Annotated in this window: 7 protein-coding genes and 2 pseudogenes; 8 read left to right on the top strand and 1 reads right to left on the bottom strand. The window is 49.6% G+C overall.

Features of this window, described 5'->3' with window-relative positions; translation table 11 throughout:
• Positions 1-481 (bottom strand): transposase family protein (locus AMM33_RS21425; RefSeq protein WP_194945677.1); only part of this gene is annotated, 481 nt, incomplete at its 3' end.
• 224 nt (positions 482-705) lie between these two features.
• Here AMM33_RS21425 and flhD point away from each other — a divergent pair.
• The 8 genes and pseudogenes from flhD to AMM33_RS21465 form a co-directional block, all read left to right on the top strand.
• The gene (gene flhD / locus AMM33_RS21430; RefSeq protein WP_090143246.1) at positions 706-1,032 is read left to right on the top strand and encodes a flagellar transcriptional regulator FlhD; all 327 of its coding nucleotides are present in this window, start codon (positions 706-708) and stop codon (positions 1,030-1,032) included.
• 32 nt (positions 1,033-1,064) lie between these two features.
• Positions 1,065-1,586 (top strand): flagellar transcriptional regulator FlhC, encoded by a 522-nt coding sequence (gene flhC, locus AMM33_RS21435; RefSeq protein WP_090143247.1) that lies wholly within the window; start codon positions 1,065-1,067, stop codon positions 1,584-1,586.
• Positions 1,587-1,736: 150 nt separating this feature from the next.
• Positions 1,737-2,597, top strand: a complete 861-nt coding sequence (gene motA, locus AMM33_RS21440) for a flagellar motor stator protein MotA (RefSeq protein ID WP_090143248.1) — start codon at positions 1,737-1,739, stop codon at positions 2,595-2,597.
• Positions 2,598-2,623: 26 nt separating this feature from the next.
• Positions 2,624-3,508, top strand: coding sequence for a flagellar motor protein MotB (gene motB / locus AMM33_RS21445; protein WP_090143251.1), 885 nt, complete (start codon positions 2,624-2,626; stop codon positions 3,506-3,508).
• Positions 3,505-3,897, top strand: a complete 393-nt coding sequence (locus AMM33_RS21450) for a response regulator (protein WP_090143249.1) — start codon at positions 3,505-3,507, stop codon at positions 3,895-3,897. The genes motB and AMM33_RS21450 overlap by 4 nt, the downstream gene beginning before the upstream one ends.
• Positions 3,898-4,013: 116 nt before the next feature.
• Positions 4,014-5,168, top strand: coding sequence for an EscU/YscU/HrcU family type III secretion system export apparatus switch protein (locus tag AMM33_RS21455; protein ID WP_090143250.1), 1,155 nt, complete (start codon positions 4,014-4,016; stop codon positions 5,166-5,168).
• Positions 5,165-5,812, top strand: a pseudogene (locus AMM33_RS21460) (FHIPEP family type III secretion protein); the annotation flags it as partial. The gene AMM33_RS21455 and the pseudogene AMM33_RS21460, both read left to right, overlap by 4 nt.
• A 63-nt stretch (positions 5,813-5,875) precedes the next feature.
• Positions 5,876-6,219 (top strand): annotated as a pseudogene (locus AMM33_RS21465) (ISL3 family transposase); the annotation flags it as partial.

Genomic DNA, 6,219 nt, shown 5'->3' on the forward strand with positions numbered 1-6,219 from the left:
AAGACTCATCACTCGCCAGTGCCGTGACATCCGAGTGATCTGCCAAGCCACAGGCCATCTMAACATACTTTTCGCACACGGCCAGAACCTTGTGCGGCGACTCCCCGACAAGACGCGAGACGGCGGCAAATGGCATCTGGCCAGACAGCATCAGAATGAAGGCTTCAAACAGCAAGGTGAAGCCATTAAGTCGCCMGGCAAAATCAGGCTCGACCAACCGCACCGAACCGTTGGGAAGTTTCACGCGAGGCGTGCGAACTTGCAGATGGCACTCGTGTTGAAAGAAGTTCAGGTGCCGATACGTCTTGGCCACCGTGTCGTGCACACCATGCAGCCCATCGTGACCCGAGACTGCAAAGCGACTGCCGACTTTGAAGTCAATCAATATCGTCAAGGTCTTGGCACCTTCGTCGAACTCAACCGAGGCAACGCACCACGGGTCAGTGATGCCCAGGGCAGATTCAAACAGCTTGGCAGTCATCAATTCACGCTCAAAAGTTGATCAATATGGCAGAAGCTTACCCACTCAAATTTCAAGAGAACCAAAAGATCTGACAAAAATGACCGATAAATCCATAGATGAAACAGACTATTTCCTATTTGGCTTTCGAAATATGAGTTCAAAAATCAACATCCAGACATAAATTCTCTTTGCGCTAGGCCGAAGCAAAGCATCTCGAGATCGTCGCATGAAAGGAATGAACCATGAACAATGAACAACTGATGACTGAAATTCGCGAAGTCAACCTGACTTATTTGATGCTCGCACAGCGCATGATCCGTGACGATCCGGCACAAGCTTTGTACCGCCTTGGCATATCAGAGGAAGTCGCACAACTGATTTCGACCATCACTTCTGGTCAGCTCTTGAAAATTGCCTCTGGCAGTCTTTTGCTTTGCCACATGCGAGGCATCGACGAAGCCTTATGGAGTTTGCTCAGCAATCAAACAGACAGCAGCGCTGCCAACCACGTGACCAACCGATTGCATGCCAACATCGTCATGTCCAGTCAGTTTGCACCATCCTTGTGAGCAGAGAGTGGGTTCAAGTGACTAAACGCAGCATGTTGAATGAATCGCGTCACATCGAGCGCGCTGTTAAGTTGATTGGCCTAGGAGCACGATTGCAAGTGCTCGAAGGCGAAACCATGCTGTCCTACGAGCGTCTACTTAAACTTTACAAAGAAGTGGCTGGAAAATCTCCACCTAAAGGTCAATTGCCTTTTTCCACCGATTGGTTTTTGACATGGCAGCCCAACATTCATGCTTCCTTGTTCATGAATATTTTTAATTACATGCAAAAAACAAGTCTCTTAGACGATGGCGAGTTGCTGATCAAAGCTTATGAACTGTACAGCGAGCAAATGACACATTTGGAACTTGATAAATTGCTCTCAGTGACACGAGCCTGGCGCTTAATGAAATTCATGCACAGCAAGCTGTTGGCCATGAATACTTGCAAGGAATGCAGCGGTCGGTTTGTTACCGACCTGTATGAAAATCCCAAATATTTCGTATGCGGCATGTGCAAGCCTCCTGCACGTGCGGGTAAAGGCCAAGCCAGCAGGTCCCTGCAATTGCAGTGAATCCCAAACCTTGAACAGTCTTGTAAACCGTCTTCTAATCCAGCGATCAGCTTTCGAAGCAGCAAATACCATCAGTGCTCATTGGCGTCATGCGCATTTATGCCTTGACGCTTCGTTTTCATTTGTTACCTGAATTGAACGCTTCACAACATGCTGGTCATCATTGGGTACTTGCTTGCTCTGGGCTGCATTTTTGGTGGCTACATCATGCATGGGGGCAACATCAAAGTTGTCTTGGATGCATTGCCGAACGAAATTTTGGTGATTGGTGGAGGCGCACTGGGGGCTTTTGTCGTCAACAACCAACCCAAAGTGATCAAAGCCACACTGCGTGGCATACCCGCCGCATTAAAAAGTTCGGTTCACACCAAGAAGAGCTACCTGGAGTTGATGGCACTGCTGTTTGACATTTTGCAAAAAGCCCGCAAGGAAGGCTTGATGTCCATTGAGCAAGATGTCGATTCGCCCAATGAATCCAAATTGTTTCAGTCCTATCCCAACATTGTCAAAGATCACCACTTGACAGAGTTTTTGACCGACTATCTGCGCATGATGGTCTCAGGCAACCTCAACTCTTATGAAATTGAGGCGTTGATTGACAGCGAATTGGAAACCCATCACCAAGAAAGCCATGCACCCGTTGCAGCCGTTGCCAGGGTCGCCGCGGGTTTGCCCGCCTTTGGCATCGTGGCAGCCGTCTTGGGTGTGGTTAACACCATGGGCTCTGTCGGTCAAGCACCAGCCGTGCTGGGCTCCATGATTGGATCGGCCTTGGTGGGTACTTTTTTGGGCATTTTGCTCGCCTATGGTGTGGTGGAGCCGTTGGGCGGCTTGATGGAGCAGCAAGCAGAAGACAGAAGCAAGAAGTTTTTGTGCGTCAAAGCCACTTTGCTGGCCAGCATGCAAGGCTACAACCCTACCACTTGCATCGAGTTTGGCCGCAAAGTTTTGTTTTCTACCGAACGTCCTTCGTTCAGTGAGATGGAACAACATGTTCGCGCCAAGCGCTGAACAAGCTGCAGAGAAATACCATGAGCATGGATGGAAAAAAAAAACTACAACCCATCATCAAGCGCATCAAGCGTGGGAAACACGGGGGGGCGCATGGCGGTGCCTGGAAGATTGCCTATGCGGATTTTGTCACTGCAATGATGGCATTTTTCCTTCTGATGTGGCTCTTGGGTTCCACCTCCAAGGGGGATTTGCAAGGCATCGCTTCGTATTTCAGCAACCCCGTCAAAGTGTCTTTGATGGGGGGCGATGGCGCAGGTGACAGCACGTCCATCATCTCAGGGGGTGGACCTCGTTTGGAGACAAGCAATGGCAATATGGGTGTCAAAGGCCAAACCAGTTCAACTGGGCGACCGAACCCAGAATTGGAAGAAAGGCGAAAGCTCCAAGAGGTGAAAAATAAAATTCTTGGGCTGATTAACAAACGTCCTGCATTGTCTGAGTACAAAAATCAAATCAAGCTTGAAATGACCAAAGATGGTTTGCAAATTGACATCATGGACCATCAAAAAAGACCGATGTTTGACATGGGCCAAGCAGTGGTCAAGCCCTACATGCGGGAAATTTTGCAAGAAATTGGTGCGGGTTTGAAAGAAGTCGAAAACCTGATCAGCTTGTCAGGACATACAGATGCAACGCAATACAGCAGCGGTATCCGTGGCTACAGCAATTGGGAGTTGTCAGCAGACAGGGCCAATGCATCTCGCAGGGAGCTGGTCACAGGCGGCATGCCACAAAACAAGCTCAAGCGCATTGTAGGCATGGCAGAAACCAATTTGATTGACGCTGAAAACCCAAGCAATCCAATCAACCGAAGAATTTCTGTGGTCGTTTTGACCTATGAAGCAGCCTCCCGATTGCTCGGCGATGGCAAAAATTTCACACCCCAAAAAGAAGTCACTCCACCATGAGCAAGCAAGGAAGTCCACAATTTTTGATCGTCGATGACTTCTCGTCCATGCGACGAATCATCCGGGGCTTGCTCAAGGATGCAGGCTATGTTGATGCCGATGAAGCTGAAGACGGTCAAGTCGCATTTCAAAAACTTCAAGCAGGGCATTTTGATTGCGTCATCACTGACATCAATATGCCCAACATGAATGGATTTGAACTGCTAGAAGCCATCAAAGAAGATGAAAAGCTCAAATCTACGCCGGTATTGATGATCACCGCAGAAGCCGGCAAGGACAATGTCATCAAGGCGGCCAAATTAGGCGCTTGCGCTTATATCGTTAAGCCATTCTCCAAAGCCATATTGGAAGACAAAATTCATAAACTGTTCAAACGAAAAGTACATTGAGGGCTTGTGGACGTCATGCTTTGAACGGATGAATTGATCTGCTTTTTTGCCTTTTTTTGAACTGACATGCTATCCCGGAATAGGAACAATGAATTCCTTTGTATGGGAATACAACCATGGCTTCAAGCCAGGATAAAAACTTACCCGCGACGCAGCGCCGAATTCAAGAAGCCCGAGATGATGGGCAAGTGCCGAATTCGCAGCATTTGAAGCACTTGGCCATTTTGGGTGGTGGCGCCACGGTATTGTTCGGGCTGCTGCCGGGTATCTTGGACCAACTGCTGTCCATGATGCGCACTCAAATGATGTTCGATGCCATGACATTGGCTCAGCCCAACGCAATGATGGAGCAGGTGCAAACCATGGCAAGCGTGGCGTTGACAGCCACTTTGCCTTTGGCCTTGGTGGTCAGTGCACTTGCAGTTTTATCCTCTGCGCTCTTTAGTGGCTTCTTGATCACCTTAAAACCTTTAGGTCCTGATTTTTCAAAAATCAACCCATTGACAGGTTGGGGTCGCTTCTTTTCCAAAGACAAGTTGTCTGAAGTGGCATTGCTGGTGCTGATTGTCATGGGCTTGTGCGTTGTGGCGGGTTTGTACATTTATCACAACACACACCGGTTGGCCGTGATGTCATTGCAGCATGATCCAGCCTCCCTTTTGATGGCCGGAAAGTGGCTCATGGAGGGTTTGGCACTCTTGTTGCTGGTGATCCTTTTGATGGCGGTCATTGACACGCCATTGCAATTTTTTCTGCACCTTCAACGCTTGAAAATGTCAGTACAAGAATTGAAGGAAGAATTCAAGACGTCTGAAGGCAACCCCGAAATCAAGAACAAACGGCGTGCAAGACAGCGCGAAATTGCGCAACAAAACAGCGTTCAGCAGGTCGAAAAAGCTGATTTTGTCTTGACCAACCCCACACATTATGCGGTGGCGATTTGCTATGACGAAACCAAGTTGGGCGCCCCCCGGGTGATTGCCAAAGGCGCTGATTTGATTGCATTGAAGATTCGGCAAGCGGCGCAGCAGCACAGCATTCCGCTGCTGGAGTCACCCCGATTGGCACGAGCCTTGTTTGCGCACACCGAAATCAACGAAGAAATTCCAACGGCCCTGTACATGGCGGTGGCTCAAGTGCTGTCTTATGTCTACCGACTCAAGGCGTCCTTGTCAGGAAGAGGCCCGCAACCTGGCGCTTGCCCCGTACCCAATGTACCCGAAGAGCTTGACCCGCACAGCCCTGGCTTTCAGAAAGGAAGTCTTGCATGAACGCTGTTTTAACGCTGTGGCGTGCTGTTTTAGCCAATAAGCAATCTGTTCTGCAAGGCATCGGTGCCCCATTGGTGGTGGTGGCCATCTTGGCCATGATGGTGCTGCCGCTACCTGCCTGGGTTTTGGATATTTTCTTCACGCTCAATATTGCCGTCGCTTTGATGGTGATGATGGTGGCCTCCTACACCAAGAAGGCCTTGGACTTTGCCGTCTTCCCCACTGTGTTGCTGATCAGCACCTTGTTGCGTTTGTCTTTGAACGTGGCCTCCACGCGGGTGGTCTTACTGGATGGCCACACCGGCCCAGGTGCTGCGGGTGCGGTGATTGAAGCCTTTGGGCATTTTTTGATTGGCGGAAATTTTGCAGTCGGTTTGATTGTTTTCGCCATTCTGGTCGTGATCAACTTCATCGTTGTGACCAAGGGCTCTGAACGAATTGCCGAAGTCTCGGCCCGATTTGCACTGGACGCGATGCCTGGCAAGCAAATGGCCATTGACGCCGATTTGAATGCGGGTCTGATCGACAATGATCAAGCGAAAAAAAGACGCAGTGAAGTGGGCGATGAAGCAGATTTTTTCGGAGCCATGGACGGTGCCGCAAAATTTGTTCGAGGCGATGCGATTGCAGGAATTTTGATTTTGGGTTCTCTTGAAATTTGAGTGGGTAAGCTTCTGCCATATTGATCAACTTTTGAGCGTGAATTGATGACTGCCAAGCTGTTTGAATCTGCCCTGGGCATCACTGACCCGTGGTGCGTTGCCTCGGTTGAGTTCGACGAAGGTGCCAAGACCTTGACGATATTGATTGACTTCAAAGTCGGCAGTCGCTTTGCAGTCTCGGGTCACGATGGGCTGCATGGTGTGCACGACACGGTGGCCAAGACGTATCGGCACCTGAACTTCTTTCAACACGAGTGCCATCTGCAAGTTCGCACTCCTCGCGTGAAACTTCCCAACGGTTCGGTGCGGTTGGTCGAGCCTGATTTTGCCGGGCGACTTAATGGCTTCACCTTGCTGTTTGAAGCCTTCATTCTGATGCTGTCTGGCCA

This window comes from Limnohabitans sp. DM1, assembly GCF_001269385.1.
In the GTDB taxonomy this organism is placed as follows: domain Bacteria; phylum Pseudomonadota; class Gammaproteobacteria; order Burkholderiales; family Burkholderiaceae_C; genus Limnohabitans_A.